A 19,858-nucleotide genomic window follows, 5' to 3' on the forward strand; every position below is an offset into this window, starting at 1 on the left:
CCTGATCGCAGGCGCTTATTTAACGAACACAACACTGAGGTTTATTATGAAAAAGACACTGATCACTCTGGCACTGGTAGCACTTTCTGGTACGGCAATGGCGGATGAGAAACACAACCATTCTGACATGAACAATATGAAAATGGACCACTCTGGGATGTCGATGGAAGGCATGTCTGATGTGGGTATGCCTGCAATGGGATCAAAACCGAATAAAGTGGTTCATGTCCTTTTGTCCGATGACATGAAAATCCGTTTTAAGAAAGAGGTAAAAATTGAATCCAATGATGTGGTTCAGTTTGTAGTGATGAACACCGGGAAAATTGACCATGAGTTCTCAATTGGCAGTGCTGCTGAGCAATTAAAGCATCGTGAGATGATGAAAACCATGGGTAGTCATGCGCACGACAGCGGCAGTACGGTAACGGTTAAACCGGGTAAAGCGAAACAACTGCTATGGCACTTTCATGGTGACAAGAATGTCGAGTTCTCATGCAATATTCCTGGGCATGCGGAAGCGGGAATGGTTAAGAGCGTTACACTTTAATGATGTCTGGCTCCAAAGTGACGCTTTGGAGCCCAATTGAAAGGTAACAAACTTATGCTCTGTATAAAAAAAGCCATTGTCAGTATGACCCTACTGGTAATAACAACTTCCGTAACAGCAAAAACGTCTCAAGCCTTCATCGATGGTGAGCAGCTATTTAGAACCGCTGGAGGATATGGTTGCTCAACATGTCATGGCATGTTTGCTCAAGGAGGAGGGAATATTGGTGGGAACATTCGAGGTAAAACGCTGGAAGACCTTAATGTCAGGCTTGACAACGAGCCCACTATGAAACTACTGAGCAACGCATTAACAACAGATGACAGAAGAGTCCTTGCCTATTATTTGAAAGCTTTGGGTCAGCTTCCTCTTGTAGAATGGACAATTGATGATAAAGCAACGGATGTTGAGATATCGATAAATCAGGGAACTCTCAGCCAACTAGTGATATTCAATAAGCGGCTTGAACCTGTATCTCTATCAATTGCGCCTATTTCTGGTGCAAAAGACATTACCATTAACCCCTACGAAACTAAGGCGTATGAATGGAAGCCTGAGTCAGGTGTTATTGAGTTAAACCATAAACAGAGCAAAATTAACATTCATGTTCAGTGAGTTGAAACTTGCAAAGTAAAGGGTAACAACCTATGAAATATTTGATGAAAGCGTTAACATTATCTGCAGTGACACTCAGCTTTTCTGTGTTTGCTAAGCCCACCATCGAACTTTACAAATCACCAACATGCGGGTGTTGTAAAGAGTGGGCTGCCATCATGGAGAAAAAAGGGTACGAGGTGAATGTCCACCACAGGCGTGACTGGACGTCGGTAAAGCGTAAGTTTGGTATGCCTGAGCAACTGAAGTCCTGCCACACTGCCGTCATTGACGGGTACATGATTGAAGGACATGTGCCAGAAGCCGATGTTGCAAGGCTACTTAAAGAGCGTCCAGACAACATTTCTGGGCTGTCAGCTCCGGGGATGCCACAGCATTCACCAGGTATGGCGGCACCGGGGCAACCGTACAAGGACTTCAATGTCGTGGCCTTCGAACAATCCGGGAAGATGAAGCTTTATAATAAGTATTAACCTAATCCGATAATAGAGAGATGCTCCCCTCTCTATTACTCGCAATGTAACACGATCCAGGGAGGAGAAGTGAGGCAGACCATATTCCCCAAACGCAATCATGAACCTTATTACATCTTTGGTTACTCCTTTTTCATACATTTCTTTTGGGAAATGTGGCAAATGCCACTATTTGAGTTCTCGGAATCGTCTGATTTACTGGCAATGAACTGGATGTGCACTCAGGCTTCATTAGGCGATGGAGTCATCGCGGTATTGGCTTACTATTTTGTATGCTTTGTAAAAAAAGGGCCGTGGCTCTCAAGTGCCGCGACTATAAGGGATATGATTTTGTTTTTAGTTCCTGGAATTGTACTTACCATCGTTATGGAATATCTCAATACGCTTATTTTGTTTCGCTGGGCCTACGGCTCTTTAATGCCAGTAATTCCTGGGTTAAATATTGGTTTAGCACCATTTATGCAATGGTTAATCATCCCTCCTTTCGTTTATTTGGCTTGTAAAAAAAAGCTGAGCAATCGCTCAGCCTAAACGGATAACAAATTAACATGAAAAATTACTTTGCAGTGGATTGCTCCCCTGGGCTTTAACCTGGAGAACAGTTGTTATTATAAATGGTCAAACCTGAGTTTTGTCTGACCAGAATATGACAATGCTGTCATTAACAGCTTTCGCGACAAATACTTTATAGGTCATAGCTGCGGATTGGTTTTTTTAGTGTTAGTGAATCCCGGCGAGTGCGCACATCATTCCATAAGCTAAGACGAGAAGAATTACCCGACAGTTTTCCTCTGCCTTTTTCTTTCATAAGCCAAAGGTGACGGCCATTAAAGCTATAGATAGGGAGCAGATCTTGACGAACCGTTGCCAATTTGATTTCGGGGTCAATATTGTCCAGGATAAGAGGAATGGCATCGGGCGTTGGATAATAGGCCAGAACCATATGAAATTGACTTAGACTTAAGGCTTTGACGTACACCAATCTAAGCTTTGTATCAGAGATCCCCAGTTCTAATACCGAAAAGTACTTAGCGATTGTAAAGTCTTCACAATCTCCGGCATTGCTCCCTAAAAACTCTAAAGGTGTTGCCCAATAGTCCACCTTACCCCACAAATCAATGTCATCGACAAAATTCAATTGGTTAAAGAAAGTGTTGACTTCGCTTAGTTGCTGCTCTTCAGGAAGGCTATTAAGATTGACGAGTAATTGGCGCCAAGTTTCGACCCTTTTCCCCGCTCTGTGCCCATATAATATAGACACAGAATCCCCCCATTCCTGCTCTTGCAAGTTAAGTGCACCAGAGGCAAAAGGTAGGGCAAACATAACCATTAGTGCGATCTGTTTTCTCAAGTTCATAATCAACACATGAGATAAACCAAGGTACTAGATGTTAGGTGCCTTGCTTATCAAACACTAAGGTGAATTCTGTTTTTTGATTTGAAGAAACGACCGAAATACTCCCTCCATGTGCTTGAACAATGGACTTGGCTATTGGTAACCCAAGTCCCGCACCTATACTCTGGCTATGTTGTCTTGACTTGTCTGCTCGGTAAAACCGCTCGAAGATAAAGGGCAAAGACTGCTCGGGGATGGTTTCCCCATGATTCGCGATGTTGACAATATTGAAGTTCTCATTCTCTAAAATCTTAATAGTGACAACGGAATCCCTATCACAATGTCGGAGTGCATTTGAAATTATGTTCCCAATGGCTCGCTGCAACATGACTTTATCTCCAAACTGAGTTGCACAGCCTTCTAAGGTCAAGCTCACTCCCTTCTCATCGGCTATGAAATCATAGAACTCCATCAGTGAGCTTATAAGCTCTTCAAGTTTCAACGCTTCCTTATTGCTATGGAGCAATTGGTTTTCTGATTTAGCGAGATATAGGGTATCTCGAATCGTTTTATTCAATCGTTCGAGCTCTTCAATGTTTGAACCCAGCACATCTTGATATTCTCCTACACTCCTACTTGAAGCGAGTACGACTTGGGTTTGAGTCATAATGTTCGTCAGTGGCGTGCGCAGCTCGTGGGCAATGTCTGATGAGAACTCACTGAGACGATTAAACCCGGTTTGTAAACGATCAAGCATTTTGTTTTGTGCTTCTACAAGTTCAGAAAGCTCCAATGGCAATCCTGTACTTGGGATGCGTATATCCAGGTTTTTTGAGCTCACTTTACTAAGATACTGCTGTAATACCTGCAAAGGTTCTAAACCTTTCCTGACTGTGAATACGGCATAGATACCAGAAACGGCACTGGTGAGCATGAACGTCCAAAACAATACGACATTAAACCGATTTGAGAAGCTCGTATGATGGTCGATGTTTAGGCCAACAATCGCTGCGTAATAGAGAGGATGGTCTAGTTTGAATTGGAAAGCGCGGTAATCTTTTCCTTCTACCGACCATTCAAGGGATGCATCGTTACGTAATTTATCAGGAAGCGGTACCGCGGAGTTGGTGAAATCCAAAATACCGTCTTTCTCTCGCAACCAAATGTACGTGTTATGCTCATTTAGACTTAACTCTTTATCTGAACCCAGAATCTCAGGTTGAGAAAACAATGTAATGAACGTGTTATGGGCAAGTTGATAGTCCTGTTCATAAAAGTGATGTTTGACTGAGTACTGAACGATAAGAGCAAAAGAGGCCAACACCACAAATGATGAACCAAAATACATCGCAATGAGCCTTTTTGCCATAGAGTAATCAGAGAGCTTGAGTTTCATTCCGATAAATCATCCAGTTTATACCCCATACCACGGACGGTATGGATAAGTTTCACCTCATAAGGTTTATCTATTTTTGCTCGCAATCTTTTTACTGCCGCATCAATCACATTCGTATCACTATCAAAGTTCATGTCCCAAACCATCGAAGCAATCAGTGAACGAGACAAGACTTCTCCCCGTTTTCTTAAAAACAGTTCCAGCAAAGAGAACTCTTTAGCGGTAACGGAAATGGTATCACTTCCGCGTTGCACAATCCGCTTTAACAGATCAATCGATAAATCTGAAACGACGAGCGTGGTTTCTTTGCTTGAGGTACCGCCCTGTTGTCGTAAGACATTTTTTACTCTGGCTAGAAGCTCTACAAAGGCAAAGGGTTTAACAACGTAGTCATTGGCACCCAACTCTAACCCTTTGACTCGGTCTTCTACCTGATCTTTCGCCGACAGCATAATGATCGGAGTGTCCAACTGACTGCTTCTCATCGTTTGTAGAACTTGCCAGCCGTTTAGTTTAGGTAGCATGATATCGAGAATGATAAGGTCATAATGATTACTGGTTGCCATATAAAGGCCATCTACACCATCCGATGAAAGGTCAACAATGTATCCTGACTCGGTAAATCCTTTCTTGAGGTAGCTTCCAGTTTTAGGTTCATCTTCAATAATCAATAACTTCATGTAACACCAGTAAATATTCGTTTATTACGACATATTACCCTATGCGATTATACTCTGGATCATTTATTTGCATTTTGGTATTGACACTGAATAATTGGGAAACAGGCACAACAGCGATAACGCCTTCGTCTTCTCCCGACAAATGCAACTCTTCAAGAAGCCGGTCAATGAGATGAGTAACATGATGTTGACCGATATAAATATCGAGTTGGCAATATGTGCTTAGATAATGATTATCTATCATATTGGCGAACTCACCTCTACCTTGTACCTGAAAGACCGTAAATCGTTTAATGCCTTCGCTTCTCAACAAATCTTCGACAATGGTCAACTGTGACTCTTGAAATAAAGCTGAAATTTTACAAATCATATCCACACCTCCATCAGCACTATGGCTCAACAAGAGCCTCAGCTAAAACAGGGACGTTAGTTATTTCTCTCCCTCTCAGCATAATGATAGCTGACTTCAACCACTCCTTTATAAGAAAGTTGTCCTTGTGTGTTCATCAACTCGATCACGGTGACGTATCCATCATCGTTCAGATGAACTTTGCGCTTATCGACATCCAATCCCTGGATCTTAAGTTTCTTGCTGAGCATCACAGGTGAATCCATAGACAATTGACGTAACTGGGTCAGCCCAAGCTGGAAGGCTTCACTTTTTGTTTGGACGGTTTTTGTCTCAAAGGTTCTTGTGCCATATCGTTCTACCTGACTACCCGACGTAGGCACGTATTGGCCTGCTAAGGTGTACGCACTTAAAATCGTAAGGGTTGTTGCTACCAGAGTCTTTTTGAGCAGTTTCATTGATATTTCCTTGTTCTTTTATATTTTCAGTTAGTCTTATTTTACTCTCTGGTAGATGACGAATTCCCACCGTATAAATGACATTTTTGTCATCTAAAACGGTAAAAAGAGAATTTTAGGAACAGCATTAAAATTCCGTCTACAATTGCTTTAGTGACATAGTCAATACAAAGGTAAGGATAAAGCATATGTATGGATTTTCAGTAAAGTACAAAGGAAGTTACGATGAAGCCATTGAAAGGGTGACTGATGAGCTTTCTCAAGAAGGTTTTGGGGTTCTTACGCAAATTGATGTTAAGGCGACTCTGAAAAAGAAACTAGACATAGATAAACGACCCTACATTATATTAGGGGCATGTAATCCCACCTTTGCCAATCAAGCTTTAACCCTTGAGCCAGATATCGGGCTACTCCTACCTTGCAATGTCGTGATTCGCGAGGAAGAGGACCGTTCCATCACGGTCTCTTTCATGGATCCAGCGGCGGTATTGAATCTGGTTGAGCACAAAGACATTCACTCGGTTGCAAGTGAGGTTAGAACGAAGCTCTTGAGAGTTAAAGACAGAGTTAGTCGCGAGTTAAAGTGATGCGTTATGAGTTACGCGATAAAAGCCTGTGAACACCACTTAAATGACAGCCGAGTCTAAAGCTTGCCTAAATCAATGTAGCTACCCCCAACCCAGAATATTCTATTGTTAAGTTAGTCCCGCAGGTGCGTAACGTCACTTTATTCATCTCATAATGGTAGAGTATCGTGATTGGGTGAATGATTTTAATCATTGAGCGAAGAGGCCAGTAGCTATGCCTGCACGCTGTATTGAATCATCTTGACCGGGGCTCATACTACTTTAACAGCCCCGTAAACTGCCCCGACATTTTCTGATTGAAATGCTTTGTCTTTTCTTAGTAAACATCGTCAACTGAGCCAAAAATGACACCCACCTTTCTGTCAGCTTAGTTCATCACAGCATGCCATTGTGGCGTCATTCAGTATTCAAAACACACAGGAAAAACCGCTCAGTTAGAAACAAAACGTACAAGTGGTTGTACCGCGACGGTTGTATTTTTGTCTTTCTGCAAGATACCTCTCTTTTTTGGTTACATGTGTCTCACATTACATTTTTGTCATCCATAAGACAGCTTTGTGTCATTTCCCACCGTTTAGCCTACGAGCAACCAGGTAAATCCAAACAATAAGGTGTTAACAATGAAAATAAGCAAAACCATATTAGCAGTGTCCATCTTCAGTGCGTTTAGTGCGTTCGCAGATACTGGCTCCGATATATCCTACTTTGGGTATATTCGAAGCGGTGTTGGCATGAGCTCCAACAACGGCCAGGATGTTCAGTTTTATAAAAACCAATTAGGTCGCTTGGGAAATGAAAATGACACTTACGGTGAGTGGGGTGTCAAAAATGAAGTTTACAATGAAAATGGGATTTCTTTTGACGTCGAGTCAATGGTAGCGATTTATACCGATGGCTCCACTGGTTGGGAAACCAGTGAAGACGATGACTTCACTGTTGTGTTACCTCAAATTAACGTGCAAGCGAAAGGGGTATTGAAGTCCGCGCCAGAAGCGACGGTGTGGGGTGGGAAGCGCTATTACCAAAGGCATAATGTTGACCTGGCTGACTTTTATTACTGGAACATATCAGGTGCTGGCGGAGGCATAGAAGGGATTGAGACAGACTCTGGGACTGTTTCGGTTGCCTGGATAAGAACCGATCGTGATAAAGTCGAAGATACTGGCAATAACAGTGGTGCCTTAAACGTCAACGTACTTGACGCGCGTCTTGCAAACATACCTCTGTGGGATAATGCTTCATTAGAGGTGGGGGGCAACTATGCAATAGCGAATGAAAGTAGTAGCTATGAAGGTAGTGTTGAAAACGGGGTTCTCTTGAACTTCGAGCTTACTCAGAATTTAAGTATTGGTAACAATAAGACGGTGTTCCAGTTTGGTACCGAAGGGTATGGTAAAACCATAGCGGAATATGGTGATGGCTCATGGTATGGTGCAGAAGCAGAAAAAGGGGCGGCAGCATATCGGATCATCAACTGGGGTGTTATCAGAGTAGCAGAACAATGGGAAATGGGGCACCAACTCGTCTGGTCATCTTCCACTGATGATATTGAGGCGGGACAGAAAGAAGATATCTCTTACTTCTCATCGGTTATACGTCCTGTGTATAAATGGGATGAGAACATGAAAACGCTATTTGAACTAGGCTATTTTAACAAAAACGCAGGTGATGGAACCAAGGAAGCAGGAAGCAAAGTCACGATTGCTCAGGCTTGGACCGCTGGTGAAAGTTACTGGGCGAGACCTGAAATCCGTTTTTATGGCAGTTATTTCAATGACTTTGAAGATACAGATAAACTGGGTGCGGGTAAAGACAGTGAGTTTAACCTAGGTGTGCAGGCTGAAGTATGGTGGTAAGAATGCCATAAGTCAGTTTTATTAATGTTGCGCTCCCAAGCCATGCATGCAAAACACGTGGCCTGGGAGCGTCAGTAAGTAAGGATCACCTCAAGCCACAGTGGTGTTATCTTCGGATGTAAAACGCGTTTTAGTATCAAGCCAGCTCATTTGGAAGCTTCCATCATCCTATTCATCCCAATCATGGCGGTTCCCTTTGTACTACGCGCAGAATGCGAAAACTGAGGTGCAGACTTGACATACCTTTTTAAGGGCGCTGGATAAACACACGCTGCATGATAGAGAATAGGAACACATTCGGTACTATTTTCATTGGGACATATCTCAAATGCCGCTTAAACCTGTTGATTTCAGATAAACCAATCTTCATCGTCCAATGCAACACTTACAGCACCATTCCTATCGTTTATCTGAACAACTTTCAGTTCATCGTGTTCAACCCGACAGAGAGAATGCGGTTTTTGCTAATATCAGCCAAAAACCATATGCCCTCAATTATTGGCCCGGCAATTCTAGTCCATTGATTTTTATCTTAGTATCCTAAAAAGGCTTTAATTGCAGCATCGTAGTATCGACTGACTTCCCCCAATCAAAGAAGTGTTTCGCACTCTAAGGTGTGTGTAAGTGCTGTTCGAGCGCAGTGACAAAACTGTTCCCTGGTTGCCGTTGTTAGACGGCCGCAACGGTTTACGTACGTATTTCACATGAAAACAATGGCTCATTGTTACTTCATCTATACTGGCCGACCTCATTCTCCCAAAAGGCCGAGACGAGAAGAATTCAGTTCTGATTCACAAAGTGAAAGGTCAATCACACGATAATTCTAACTAGGGTTAACGCTTAAAACACACACTGAACTCAATGTGGTCAAAGGCGCTACTAGACTCGTACTAACCCAATAACTCATCGCGACACAAACGTTTTCTTTACCCCCTTCTAAACTTTGACGGCTGAACAAGTATATGACAAAAATGTCATATATTAGTCAGGTCAAGTTCAGACTCCACCTTTATACTGTAAGGGTTTTCATAGCTTACACTGGCAGAATAAGGGCATATGAAGACACCTAATGTGATTTTTTTCATATTAATTCCATGATGTTTTAAGCTGAGCTCGCTGCTCAGCTTTTTTTTTGTTACGTAAAGCTATAGAGATGACTCATCTTGCCTATATCAATAAATGGCTTTGAGAATGTTTCGTGAGCACCGGTTATCGGAATCGCTAGATAATGTGATTACTTTTAACCTGAGTTGACAGGGTGGAACTGATAACGATCAAGGTGATATGGGTGAAGACTATCTACCTTTTTACTAGTGCATGACAAAAATGTCATACACTAGTCAGGTCAAGTTCAGACACCACCTTTATACTGTAAGGGTTTTCATTGCTTACACTGGCAGAGCAAGGGCGTATGAAAACACCTAATGTAACTGTTTTTTTCATATTAATTCTATGATGTTTTAAGCTGAGCTTGATGCTCAGCTTTTTTTTTGTTTGGTAACACTACAGAGTTGACAAAATACCATCGGATAACAAACATGAGGGCAGATATGCGCTGCGATTCCCCCTTTTGCTGAAACCTCATTTATCACATAAAGATCTTTGCTGTCTTATTAATGCGTTTGTAGTGGCTTTGAAATAGAACTAGAAACACCATTAGATATTGGGTTATATGTCTATCTTGGGTGCCATGGGTAGAACGACTCGTTTTTATAATCAAAGGAATGGGCATTGGCAATCTGGCTAACGTAACACGACCCATTCAGATCTTCGATCGTAAATAATTCATCGCATCATCAAGAACAATTTCGGCTTATTTACAACCGGTGGTTAAACTGAAGTTACAACAAGGCTTCATTTTCTGCGAGTACGCTTCGTCATACTTCTTGGAGCCTGATGACAACTCCATGGAGTATGTTTTGCATTTTCCATTACGTTCTGATCGACAAACTTGTAATAGCTTTCTTTGGTATGGCTCCACCAGTCATCATGAATGTCTGCTCCGTATTTACGGATGATGGCCTCAATATCTTCCAAAGAGAGACGGGTAGCATCGTAAGCTAGGTGTATTGCTCCTTCTTTTTCATCAAATGAGACTTCATCCAACCCGAACAAATGGTCGATTTCATTGACCATGGCCTGTTGATCTTCAGTGTTGATTTGACTCAAGCGTAAGTTGCGGCTCACTAGATTGACCTCGTTTACGCTGACTCTGTGCTTCTTACTTCCCATACGTCCATCCTGTTTTTCATCAACGACTTTCTGGCTATTTCTCTTGGTGGCTGTGTATCTTGGGGATCCAGCCAGGTGTACGTTTCCGATAGCTTGCGTATTGAATACCGAACTCAATTTCTGCCAGTTGCTCCTCTTTAATTGCCAGTCGTCGGTACACTATGACTAATATTGGAAACAGAATTAGTGTGGGTATAGTGGGCCACTGTAATAAAAAACCAAACATAACTATCATAAAGGCCAAATATTGAGGGTGACGACAGCGAGCATACCATCCTGTGGTCGCCAAATTCCCAGACTTTTGTGCCTGGAATAAAACATTCCAAGCTGAAGAGAGTATGATGAAACCCACGACTATCAATAAACTACTCATGAGATGAAGAGGGTCCCAATGCGGATCTCCTTCCAACCCTAACAAGGTATGAAGTAAATGCCCGTTGTTGTGATCAAAAAAATCCACACCAGGGTATTGCTCACTAAGCCAACCAGATAAGAAGTAAATGCTTAACGGAAATCCATACATTTCAGTAAACAATGCGACAACAAAAGCAGAAAAAACACCTAAACTTCGCCAATCCAATGCCGATTTTGGCTTGATAAAACTAAACGCAAAAAAGATAAATATGGCGGAATTGAGCAATACCAGTGACCATAAACCATAAGAGGCACCTGTCTCCATGTTAGTCTCCTTTTTCGTTCTGGTTGTCATTGTGCTCAAGGGAACGAGGTGTCGAGCTCTCATCTTGCACTTGATGGTGACGACCATGATTGTTATGCATAAAGAAATGGATCAAAGGGCAAAGCAGCAAAATCAAATAAGGCAAAAATGGGAACAGATGTTCACTGTGTTCCATGACCAAAAAATATGAGACAAATATTATTAGAGCCACCGCGGCCCAGCCCGTTGGGGTCAACCAAAACGGAGTTCTCTGTTTCATCTTTCACCCCGTACTACTTTAACGACACCACGATACATTTGCATTTGACAGTGAAATTCATACTCACCGACCTCAAGAGCAGGAAGATACATATTGTGAATCTTATTAACAGGCAAATTTTCAGATAACTCTAAGTCTGGGAACAGAACAATTTCCGAGCATGGAGATCGGTCATGCCTGATAAAACTTAAGGTGAAAGGCTTACCTGCCTCTATGGTGATGTGAGCGGGTAGATAGATGCCATCTTTGACTTCAATAGAACGCTGATCTTTTTCTAGTTTTTGTTTTGGTTCTTCGTACAACCAAAACCACCAAATGATCAACCCTATAAATAGCATACCAAGTAAGTTTACTATTATCATGCTGCCTCCTAACGATCAGCCTTAAACCAGCGTAGTCGGTTTGCGTTGCTCACGACGGTCAGAGAAGAGAGTGCCATCGCGGCTCCTGCTACAACAGGACTGAGTAACATGCCAAAAACAGGATACAATATACCTGCAGCCACAGGGATCCCGGCTGCGTTATAAATAAAAGCACCAAATAGATTTTGTTTGATATTGCGTAATGTCACTTTACTCACTGCGATAGCATCAGCCAGTCCGTGCAGTGACCCACGCATCAAAGTAATATCGGCACTTTCTATCGCTACGTCAGTGCCGGTTCCAATGGCAAAGCCAACATTCGCTGAGGCTAGAGCGGGAGCATCGTTGATCCCATCACCGGTCATGCCGACAACTTCTCCGGACATCTGTAATGCTTGTACTTTTTCCGCTTTGTCTTGTGGCAACACCTCTGCATAAAATTCATCTACCCCCACTTGACTAGCAACGGCTGCAGCGGTGTCTCTGTTGTCTCCCGTTAACATCACGACTTTGATGCCATTCGACTTTAACCTGGCGATGGCCTCAATAGAGTCCGCTTTTATAGGGTCAGCCACTGCAATGAGGGCGGCTAGCTGCCCATCGATTGCGAAATACATTGGAGTTTTTGCCTCTTTTGCATAACCCTGAGCCATCTCAATAGCGCCATCGACCTTCACGCCTCGTTCGCGCATTAATTTTTCGTTACCAAATAACAGGGCCTGATTGGCGCAACGCCCTTGTACTCCCTTCCCTGATAGAGCGTTAAACTCAGTCACTTCGAGCAGTTCAAGTGACCGTGATTTTGCACTTTCTACGATGGCCTGTGCTAATGGATGTTCGGAGTGGGACTCAATGCTAGCAGCAAGCTGCAATATGCTTAGCTTATCCGTTGCATGAATTAGGGTAACGTCCGTAACCGTTGGTGCTCCTTCGGTTATGGTGCCGGTTTTATCTAAGATCATTGCTGTGACTTTAGAGGCGGTTTGTAGTGCTTCACCATTTCGGATAAGCACCCCCACTTCCGCTGCTTTACCAACACCAACCATGACGGACATTGGCGTGGCTAATCCGAGTGCGCATGGACAAGCAATGATAAGAACGGTTGTCGCAGCGACAATGGCAAAGGCCACACTAGGTTGAGGACCAAAGTTAAACCACAATAACCCACTCACAACGGAAATGATCATAACCACAGGGACAAAGTAAGCGGAAATGACATCGGCTAAGCGGCCAATCGGCGGTTTTGAGTTTTGTGCTCTTTTCACCATCCCAATGATGTGTGCTAACGCTGTGTCTTTTCCTACACGGGTGGTCTGAAAGACAATGGAGCCCGTTTTATTGATGGTACCCGCGACAACTTCATCCCCTTTTCTTTTTTCAACTGGAATGGGTTCACCCGTTAGCATTGACTCATCAACAATGGTTTGACCCGATGTAACCGTCCCATCTACGGGAATCCGCTCTCCTGGTCGCACTTTGATTTGCTCACCAAGCTGCACTTGATCGATTGATATACTGACTTCTTCCCCATCTCGAATCACCACCGCAGTTTTAGCTTGCAAGCCTATCAAACGCTTGATAGCTTCGGATGTCTTCCCCCGCGCTTTGACTTCTAAAGCCAAGCCAAGATTAATAAGACCAATGATCATGGCAGTCGCTTCAAAGTAAACATGGCGAGCCAATTGAGGGATGATATCTGGCAAAAACACCACAAACATAGAATAAATCCAGGCAGTCCCCGTTCCCAGAGCAATTAACGTATCCATATTGGCTGAATGATTTCTTAAACTGTTCCAGGCACCAATATAAAAATGTTTACCAGAGAGAGACATGACCGCTAGTGTAGCGAGGCCTACACTGCCCCATGCCAATTGTTCGTTAAATCCAGACACCGTCATTTCACCAACAATCAAGCTGTAAATCATTAAAGGTATGCCTAAGGCTAACGCTACCCAAGTATCACGAATTAATGTTTGATAGTAGAGCCATTCCGCTTTTTCCTTTTCCGCTAATGCCTCGTCGTCACTTTTAGATTGAGAGACAACAGCGTGGTAGCCCGTTTGTTCAATCACTTTGATTAAGGCATTGGCGTCGACATTGCCGGTAACGAGTACAGCGCGTTCTGCGAAATTCATTTGCGCTTGATTGACGCCATCAACGGAAGCCAGAGCCGTTTCAATTTTCGTGACACAACTGGCGCAGCTCGCTCCTTCTATTAAGAGTGTCTGTTCCATTTCTTTATGAGGATATCGGGCAGTCAATTGTTTGGGGGAATTTACTGAAATCATCCTGAACTCCAATAGCTGTTGTCGTGGTTCGGATACATTAGCTCTTACTGTGGCCGTGTCTTTACCCAACCTCCAGGAACGTAGGGCTGGGGCGTAACTCTTTGTTAAATCATATATATCAGGTTCGATAAGGTGTGTTTTTACTGGAATTTGGCCACACATTTCATTGTGAACATTGTCGATAATTTTAGACAACAGTGGCCCTAATAGAACGTAGCACTACTTTCGACTTCGTTTCCCCATACAACACCTTCGCAAAGCTTGATTTTTCGGGTTCTGATACAAGTCATGGCACTCCCATTAAACAACGGTGGAGATTTCAAGCTTATTTTCACGACTTACTGACAGACTATATCAGTGTCACACTTTCAAAAGCCTGACAACTGTATGACGATTGCGTCATTATTGTAGAATGGCTGATACCGAAAGCAACACATCATGAAGTAGGGGGCCAGGTATCAAAGATTTGCAAGACACGCAGGTTTCTCGATATGCATAGTTGCTGCAACCAACAAACTACTGAGTACCAAGCGTTGTACAGGTTGGGAGCCATCTCAACTAAACTACGTAGAAATATCCAACGTACGAGCAAAGCAACTTATCTAGAGGGGCGAGTCATTAAATTTAACTGTATAACGGCCAAGTTTTCACCAAGCCGTTATTAATCATATTGACGGTATTTAATGACTTACTTAAAAACTGACATTGAGCATAGCCACGACCTTGTAGGTATCTTCTGCATCATCTTGATAAAAATCACCCATAAATCCATATGAACCACGTAAGCTTAAATCGTAGATATCAGCAAATTTTTTACCAATCTGTGCGGCAAGCTCGGTACCAAGGCTTGAACCGTTGGCTTTTGAGGCACTTGCAGGGGCATCATCTGCCACACTGAAGTATCCAGCACCATACTTAAGGTAGTAGTCATCATCGAGTTTTTGATCTCCAGAAATTGTCAATCCCAATAATCCATACCCCTGGTAAGCCGCATCATACACCGCTTTCCCCCCTTGGGAACCGTTGTTGTAATAGTAGTCAGTTCCGAAGATCATTAAGTTATCGCTATTAAGCTCCCAACCAGACTGATTGGCGGCAAAACGATCGGTGCCACTGCTACTGTCATCTGCTGGAATATAGATACCGTGGATCTTGATGCTACCGTCTATCCAATGTTTTTTGGCGTAAAGGTTAAGCATGAAAGTGTCACCATCTGTAGCGCCGGAATCCACACCAGACGCTTTTTTATAGAGAAGTGAACCACTGTAAGCAATATCGTTATAAGAAAGGTCAATATAAGAGCCAAGATATAGCTCATCGGTTCTCGCGGCAGTACCATTAATCGCATCTTCATTTCGGTTTCTAATCATAGATCCAGTAAAACCGTAAGTAAGATTTGTATTCGGGGCTAACTCACCATTCAGCACATAAAAATCGACATCATCTGATGAATCTCTCTCTCCTTCTTCCCATTTGAACCAACCGCCACTCAAGGTAACAGAGTCTAAAGTGCCCAGAAAAGAGACGCCATTCATATCGTCATCCGTGACAAAGCTCTCATACTTCCCAAAGCCATAACCCTGGATACCGGTCCGTACTTTCAGCTCTGTGTTTGGCACTCTAAAGTCGACGTATGCATTCTTTGTTTCAATACCGACGCCATCTGAACTGAGTTTACCGCCCGACCCAGCCACAGTTTTACTGCCTGTTTCACCGAATGGAGCATCGTACTCGCCATACCACACCACGGTCACATTTTCATGAAGGTCGCTGGTGACCTTCATACGCAAACGCTGGTCAACCCAAGTACTACTATTATCGTCGGCCTCATCCAGGCTTTCTGCTGTACTTTGCAAACGATAATAACCATTAAGTCTAATCGCTGAGTTATCTTTTTTTGACGCATCCACTTTCAACGCATCAACCTCTGCCGTCAATTGATCTATCTCCCCCATCAAGTCTCCGATGGATGGTGAAGCGACATCGGCGAATGCCGGGTTTGTCATTAGTACCACTGCAAAAGGAGCAGCTACATTTTTAAGTTTTTTACGCATTGACGCAATCTCCTTGAAGATTCAAAATGCACCGACAACCTATTGATTGCCTAATGATTTTGATTTTCCTACCCTCCTATAAAAGAAGGGACCTTTTAATTGCATACCTGTACGAAATGTTTGAGAATGGGCGACAAAATACACATCATCAATATCTGTTGATGACATCGAACCATTGATCGATTATTAAGATACTTGTATGCAAATTCATGCCATCAATTACTGCTAGAAGTCGACTCAGGTTGATCAGCAATAACTCCGTCAGCTCTTTCATTGATAGCAATAAGTTTTTTATAATTTCGAACAATAACGGTTTTTTTCTGTCGCACTCATGACTCCAAAATGACATATTTGTCATTTTGTTTCTGGATTAGGATATAACTGAGGTGTTAATAGGTTGGAGGGAAAATAATATCGTATGGGTATCTACAAGGGCATACTATAAAGCGTGATATATACGTATTTAGACTATAATGAAGTATTCTAATATCATTAAATTGCATTTTTTAAAGTGGTAAAACCGATAATGAACTTTTTATTAGGTTCAGCAATATTGTTTATTGTATGCATGATGCCAATGAGGAAATAAACCCTAATACAGCGGACTTCATCGATTTAATCCTCAATCATTCACTCATTTACAAACAAGTTTCGTCTCGTGGTGACCGGATAAATATCCCAGTCGCGTTTCACTTGGTATTGTCATTAAAGAAAGATGCCATGAAACACCACAGGTGGGGGAGCACTATATACGCGCTTTATACACGCTTTTGGTTTCACTCGGGTGAATCATCACATTTGTACCCCATACCACGTACCGTATGAATTAATTTTACTTCATAGGGCTTATCAATTTTCGCTCGTAGCCGCTTTACCGCCACATCAATGACATTAGTGTCACTATCAAAGTTCATATCCCAAATCATAGAGGCTATTAGGGACCGCGATAATACTTCACCGCGCTTACGTAAAAACAACTCCAGTAAAGAAAACTCTTTGGCGGTTAAGGTAATGCTATCACCCTCTCTTCGTACGGAGCGCTTTAATAAATCCATCGACAAATCTGCAATGGTTAGTGTTGCTTCGGTGGTTGTGACCTCACTTTGATGCCTCAACGCATTTTTAACTCGAGCAAGCAGTTCAGCAAATGCAAAGGGTTTAACAACATAGTCATTTGCACCTAACTCCAAACCCTTCACTCTATCCTCTACCTGATCTTTAGCGGACAAGATGATAATGGGTGTTCTTAGTTGACTGCTGCGCATGGTTTGCAGCACCTGCCAGCCATTCAGTTTTGGCAGCATAATATCCAATATAATTAAGTCATAGTCATTACTTGTTGCCTGATATAGCCCATCAACCCCATCCGTGGTCAAATCAACTGTATATCCTGACTCCGTAAACCCCTTTTTTAAATAACTACCTGTCTTATGTTCGTCTTCAACAATTAATAATTTCATTTTATCTTGCTTTTTAAGTGTGGGTTAAGCGTGGTTTATTTTAAGTTATTAAAATTAAGGTTAGGAACGCTGGAGTGGCTGTTGGCATTGAAAAAGCATTGAACAGGGATCACGGAAATTATCCCTTCATTTTCTCCCGTAAAATTGAGCTCTTCCAATAACATCTCTACAATGGACTGAACATAATTATCCCCAATAAATATATCTAACTGACAGTACGACTCCATATAGTGATGGTCAATCATTCTGGAAAACTCACCTTTGCCTTGTATTCGGAAAGTGGTAAAGCGTAATACGCCTTCCTTTGATAACATGGGTTCAATTTGCATAAGCTGTTGCTCACGAAAAATGGCTGAAACTTTATTTATCATACTTGTTCCTTTTTAACTTGCTTCTCCCCAAGGAATAATTTCGGGGAGAAGCTTTGGCGTATTAATGATCTGTATCTCGCTCAGAGTAGTGATAGGTAACATTTATCTGACCTTTGTATAGCACTTGACCATCAGCATTCATGAACTCCTGCACTGTCACGTTACCATCTTCATTCAAGTGAATACGGTCAGGTCCATACTCTGCATTGACTGCTGATAACACATGACGCAATTTTGAAGGTGAAATTGTCGCAAGTTCGGACAGTTTCGCTAAACCTAACTGATAGGCTTCTTGTTTAGACTCTACTACAGCAGTGTGTAACGTTCGTGTACCGAATCTTTCTTCCAAATTACCAGTTGTATCAACAAACTGATTAGCAAGCGCATTTGCACTCAGTAAGGTTAAGGTTGTGGTCAAAAGAGTAGTTTTTATAAGTTTCATTGCTCGTTCCTTTTGTTGGCTGTTGTTTGTAATGCAGAGTTATCATAGCGTTTCAATAGTGACGAGGTGTCGTCCAAAACATTACATTTTTGTCATATTTATCGTTGGAATAATGGTCAGGCGAGTTTGTTTGGCAAGCTTTATCTCCGCGCTGAGCAGGCGATTTGCTCCTGTTCTCAGACACGTTGAGCAAAGACCTTAGATCTTCTATTCTCACGGATAATCGTCTTGTATGGATGGGCTTGTTGTCTGCATGAAAGAACGTCATGAGTGCGAAATACTTCAGTACCCGGGGTTAATTTGGCAAGTCAGACAAACGTTACCAAAGCCCTTCAGGCTCATAGTGTTCGTCATTGCCACTTCGCTATTGAGCCGGGGGCGTGACAGCGATACCCGTTTCGCTAATGATATTTGGTGAATAGTGATTTGTTACCAACATACCAAAGTCACAGGTGCCTAAGTGGTGCTCAAAGACAAACGTAGCATGATATCTTGTACGACTGTAGGCAGGGGACTCGGCAGGATCTCGCTAAAGGAGTCTTTGGGGGCTCCCTGACTTTTTACTCGAATATATTTTACGCAGAAAAAAGCGCCCATTTATACGTGGGCGCTTACCATATCGTGCCAGTCAATCTATTAGAGCTTAACGTTCAATACTCTTCTTTTCGAGCGCGTCTCCCAGATAGTGTGTTCACAGCGGGTTCTATTAATGATCTGTATCTCTCTCCGAGTAGTGATAGCTGACGTTTACCAGACCTTTATAAAGGAGCTGACCCTCAGCGTTCATGAATTCCTGCACCGTCACGTAACCGTCTTCATTCAGGTGAATACGACCAGGGCCTGTTTCTGCTCTGGTAGCATTGAGCTTTATGCGTAGCTCTGATGGGGAGCTTTTAGTCAGTTCAGACAGTTTGGTCAACCCTAGCTGGTACGCCTGTGGCTTAGAGTCGACAACTGCGGTTTGTATGGTTCGTGTACCGAATCTTTCTTCCAAATTACCAGTTGTATCAACAAACTGATTAGCAAGCACATTTGCACTTAGTAAAGTTAGGCCGGTCGTCACAAGAGCAGTTTTCATTAATTTCATTGGTGTTTCCTTCTGTTGGCTTGTTGTTCGTAATGTAGTGTAAGCATACCGTTTCAATCGTGACGGTATCTCGCCAGGCACATGACAATTTGGTCATTATTGAACTGCTGCAAAATTGAGGGTGAACAACACACGCTTTAGAGGGCGATGTCAGTGATTTGGATTGTTGCATAGCCAGTTGAAAAACAAGAAAACGGAACTCGCTTAAAACACACCAAATAGTAATCGTTGGACCAAATATCGTTCAGCTGACCTATCGAGTTGGTTTTTTTCAGTCTGCAGCATGAAGAGGTGCTGTCTTCTGATGAAATGATGGGAAAGCATACG

21 protein-coding genes are annotated in these 19,858 nt (G+C 42.6%); 6 read left to right on the forward strand and 15 right to left on the reverse strand.

Features of this window, described 5'->3' with window-relative positions:
• The first annotated feature begins 46 nt into the window (after nt 1-46).
• The 4 genes from SNR28_RS14810 to SNR28_RS14825 all read left to right on the forward strand — a co-directional run bounded on the left by SNR28_RS14810 (nt 47) and on the right by SNR28_RS14825 (nt 2,166).
• Nucleotides 47-547, forward strand: a complete 501-nt coding sequence (locus SNR28_RS14810; protein WP_375753428.1) for a cupredoxin family protein — start codon at nt 47-49, stop codon at nt 545-547.
• A gap of 54 nt (nt 548-601) precedes the next feature.
• On the forward strand, nt 602-1,162 hold the full coding sequence (locus tag SNR28_RS14815) for a hypothetical protein (RefSeq protein WP_375753430.1): 561 nt from the start codon (nt 602-604) through the stop codon (nt 1,160-1,162).
• Nucleotides 1,163-1,206: 44 nt separating this feature from the next.
• On the forward strand, nt 1,207-1,635 hold the full coding sequence (locus tag SNR28_RS14820; RefSeq protein WP_375753432.1) for a DUF411 domain-containing protein: 429 nt from the start codon (nt 1,207-1,209) through the stop codon (nt 1,633-1,635).
• 162 nt (nt 1,636-1,797) lie between these two features.
• On the forward strand, nt 1,798-2,166 hold the full coding sequence (locus SNR28_RS14825; protein ID WP_375753433.1) for a hypothetical protein: 369 nt from the start codon (nt 1,798-1,800) through the stop codon (nt 2,164-2,166).
• A 154-nt stretch (nt 2,167-2,320) separates the two neighbouring features.
• Here the strand turns inward: SNR28_RS14825 and SNR28_RS14830 are convergent, their stop codons facing one another.
• The 5 genes from SNR28_RS14830 to SNR28_RS14850 form a co-directional block, all read right to left on the reverse strand.
• Entirely contained in the window at nt 2,321-2,965 is a 645-nt protein-coding gene (locus SNR28_RS14830; RefSeq protein ID WP_375754092.1) for a transglutaminase-like cysteine peptidase, read from the reverse strand.
• A gap of 61 nt (nt 2,966-3,026) precedes the next feature.
• Nucleotides 3,027-4,367: a heavy metal sensor histidine kinase gene (locus tag SNR28_RS14835; RefSeq protein WP_375753435.1), complete on the reverse strand. Its 1,341-nt coding sequence runs from the start codon at nt 4,365-4,367 to the stop codon at nt 3,027-3,029.
• A complete protein-coding gene (locus tag SNR28_RS14840) occupies nt 4,364-5,047 on the reverse strand; it encodes a heavy metal response regulator transcription factor (protein WP_375753436.1) in 684 nt (227 codons plus the stop codon). The genes SNR28_RS14835 and SNR28_RS14840 overlap by 4 nt, the downstream gene beginning before the upstream one ends.
• A gap of 34 nt (nt 5,048-5,081) precedes the next feature.
• Nucleotides 5,082-5,417, reverse strand: coding sequence for a P-II family nitrogen regulator (locus SNR28_RS14845; RefSeq protein ID WP_375753437.1), 336 nt, complete (start codon nt 5,415-5,417; stop codon nt 5,082-5,084).
• 56 nt (nt 5,418-5,473) lie between these two features.
• Entirely contained in the window at nt 5,474-5,854 is a 381-nt protein-coding gene (locus SNR28_RS14850; RefSeq protein ID WP_375753439.1) for a DUF3316 domain-containing protein, read from the reverse strand.
• A gap of 188 nt (nt 5,855-6,042) precedes the next feature.
• Here SNR28_RS14850 and SNR28_RS14855 point away from each other — a divergent pair, with 188 nt between their 5' ends.
• Nucleotides 6,043-6,441 (forward strand): DUF302 domain-containing protein, encoded by a 399-nt coding sequence (locus SNR28_RS14855; protein ID WP_375753440.1) that lies wholly within the window; start codon nt 6,043-6,045, stop codon nt 6,439-6,441.
• 620 nt (nt 6,442-7,061) lie between these two features.
• Nucleotides 7,062-8,297: a maltoporin LamB gene (lamB, locus tag SNR28_RS14860; protein ID WP_375753441.1), complete on the forward strand. Its 1,236-nt coding sequence runs from the start codon at nt 7,062-7,064 to the stop codon at nt 8,295-8,297.
• A gap of 1,854 nt (nt 8,298-10,151) precedes the next feature.
• Here the strand turns inward: lamB and SNR28_RS14865 are convergent.
• The 10 genes from SNR28_RS14865 to SNR28_RS14910 all read right to left on the reverse strand — a co-directional run bounded on the left by SNR28_RS14865 (nt 10,152) and on the right by SNR28_RS14910 (nt 19,531).
• Nucleotides 10,152-10,529 (reverse strand): cation transporter, encoded by a 378-nt coding sequence (locus SNR28_RS14865; protein WP_375753442.1) that lies wholly within the window; start codon nt 10,527-10,529, stop codon nt 10,152-10,154.
• A 34-nt stretch (nt 10,530-10,563) separates the two neighbouring features.
• A complete protein-coding gene (locus SNR28_RS14870; protein ID WP_375753443.1) occupies nt 10,564-11,208 on the reverse strand; it encodes a methyltransferase family protein in 645 nt (214 codons plus the stop codon).
• Nucleotide 11,209: 1 nt separating this feature from the next.
• A complete protein-coding gene (locus SNR28_RS14875) occupies nt 11,210-11,467 on the reverse strand; it encodes a DUF2933 domain-containing protein (protein ID WP_375753445.1) in 258 nt (85 codons plus the stop codon).
• Nucleotides 11,464-11,829 (reverse strand): cupredoxin domain-containing protein, encoded by a 366-nt coding sequence (locus tag SNR28_RS14880; RefSeq protein ID WP_375753446.1) that lies wholly within the window; start codon nt 11,827-11,829, stop codon nt 11,464-11,466. The genes SNR28_RS14875 and SNR28_RS14880 overlap by 4 nt, the downstream gene beginning before the upstream one ends.
• 8 nt (nt 11,830-11,837) lie before the next feature.
• A complete protein-coding gene (locus SNR28_RS14885; protein ID WP_375753447.1) occupies nt 11,838-14,117 on the reverse strand; it encodes a heavy metal translocating P-type ATPase in 2,280 nt (759 codons plus the stop codon).
• Between the two features lie 692 nt (nt 14,118-14,809).
• Nucleotides 14,810-16,171, reverse strand: a complete 1,362-nt coding sequence (locus tag SNR28_RS14890; protein ID WP_375753449.1) for a hypothetical protein — start codon at nt 16,169-16,171, stop codon at nt 14,810-14,812.
• Nucleotides 16,172-16,947: 776 nt separating this feature from the next.
• Complete coding sequence (locus tag SNR28_RS14895; RefSeq protein ID WP_375753450.1) at nt 16,948-17,631, reverse strand: heavy metal response regulator transcription factor; 684 nt, start codon at nt 17,629-17,631, stop codon at nt 16,948-16,950.
• Nucleotides 17,632-17,666: 35 nt separating this feature from the next.
• Entirely contained in the window at nt 17,667-18,002 is a 336-nt protein-coding gene (locus SNR28_RS14900) for a P-II family nitrogen regulator (protein ID WP_375753452.1), read from the reverse strand.
• 61 nt (nt 18,003-18,063) lie between these two features.
• Complete coding sequence (locus SNR28_RS14905) at nt 18,064-18,444, reverse strand: DUF3316 domain-containing protein (protein WP_375753453.1); 381 nt, start codon at nt 18,442-18,444, stop codon at nt 18,064-18,066.
• Nucleotides 18,445-19,150: 706 nt separating this feature from the next.
• Nucleotides 19,151-19,531 carry a DUF3316 domain-containing protein gene (locus SNR28_RS14910; protein WP_375753454.1) on the reverse strand — a complete coding sequence of 127 codons (381 nt, stop codon included), beginning with the start codon at nt 19,529-19,531 and terminating at the stop codon, nt 19,151-19,153.
• Between the last annotated feature and the right edge of the window lie 327 nt (nt 19,532-19,858).

The sequence above is a fragment of the Vibrio iocasae genome (assembly GCF_042245395.1).
In the GTDB taxonomy this organism is placed as follows: domain Bacteria; phylum Pseudomonadota; class Gammaproteobacteria; order Enterobacterales; family Vibrionaceae; genus Vibrio; species Vibrio iocasae.